1 pseudogene is annotated in these 461 nt (G+C 63.6%); it reads left to right on the top strand.

Annotation, left to right across the window (positions count from 1 at the left end):
* Positions 1 to 76 precede the first annotated feature (76 nt).
* Positions 77 to 461: pseudogene (locus AC1D0P_RS29260) on the top strand (cytochrome C); the annotation flags it as partial.

Genomic DNA, 461 nt, shown 5'->3' with positions numbered 1-461 from the left:
TTGGAACTCTCTGCGATGGGAACACCGAGCCCGGATCGGTGTTTTGTGCAGGAGTGTCCCTGCAAGGTGCTGTAGAATGCGCATCCCCGTTCCGTTGGCCATCGCGGTTGTCGCATTGGCAGCAATCGGCTCAATCATCTGGGTCGCGACGGCGCCGGCAAAACCGTTTGCGAAGGATGATCCGCTGCTGGCCGGCACCGGCGATCCGGCGCGCGGCCGCCTCGTCTTCGCTGCCGGCGATTGTGCATCCTGCCATGCTGCGCCCGGCCAGCAGGATCGCCTCAGGCTTGGTGGAGGCCTAGCGCTCGCCTCGCCCTATGGGACTTTCCGGGTGCCGAACATCTCGTCCGATATGGCGGACGGTATCGGCGCCTGGAACGTGACGGACCTGGCGAATGCGCTGGTCGCCGGCGTCTCGCCGAAGGACCAGCACTATTATCCAGCATTTCCCTATACCAGTT

Source organism: Polaromonas sp. P1_G2 (assembly GCF_056405515.1).
This window is presented reverse-complemented; position numbering and strand designations above follow the sequence as displayed.